The 644-nt window shown below is 70.3% G+C and carries 1 protein-coding gene; it reads right to left on the reverse strand.

The window, feature by feature from the left end; all coding sequences use genetic code 11:
- On the reverse strand, positions 1-530 hold a 530-nt coding region (locus tag IE267_RS40335), incomplete at its 3' end, for a transglycosylase family protein (RefSeq protein WP_189766577.1).
- Between the last annotated feature and the right edge of the window lie 114 nt (positions 531-644).

The following is a 644-nucleotide window of genomic DNA, read 5'->3' on the forward strand; positions in this document are numbered from 1 at the left end:
TAGTTGAGGCGGTCCGCGTTCACATGCGCGCCGAACCCGGTGGCGATCTTGTGGTAGTTGGAGAACCCGTTGCCCGTGCCGTCGGCGGCGGTGATCGAACCGTCCGACTCCAGCGCGACCAGATCGGCCTTCCCGTCGCCCGTCAGGTCGTTCCCGTCCGGATACGGCTTGGCCTTGTCCGTACTGAGTCCGGTGCCGGGGGCGCAGCCCCATGCCCCGGCGCCCTGGCCGGCCAGGATCTTCTCGGCTATCAGGATCTGCTGCTTCTTGGTCGCCTGGTGGGGATAGGCGGCGTACGCCTGGCCACCGAAGGCGTTCCAGGTGGCCAGGGAGATCTGTAGTCCGCCGTAGTACCCGTTGCCGGTGTCGATCTGCCAGTTGCCGGTGGACTCGCACTGGGCGACCTTGTCCCAGGTCTCCACCGAGGCGGCGTTGGCGGGTGCGGAGGCCAGGCCGAGCGCACACACGAGGGCGGTGCCGGCGGTCGCGGTCAGGGTGAGGCGTCGGGCGGAGCGGGACGGGAGTGCCACGGGAAGGGGTCCTCTGCGGTGGTGTGGGAAGAGCGGGGGTGACGGGCGGGGGGCCGGGGCTGATGGGTCCGGCCCCCGGGATCGGCTTGTTGGTGTGGGTCAGCCGGCGAGCTG

The sequence above is a fragment of the Streptomyces xanthochromogenes genome (assembly GCF_014650455.1).
Lineage (GTDB): Bacteria > Actinomycetota > Actinomycetes > Streptomycetales > Streptomycetaceae > Streptomyces > Streptomyces xanthochromogenes.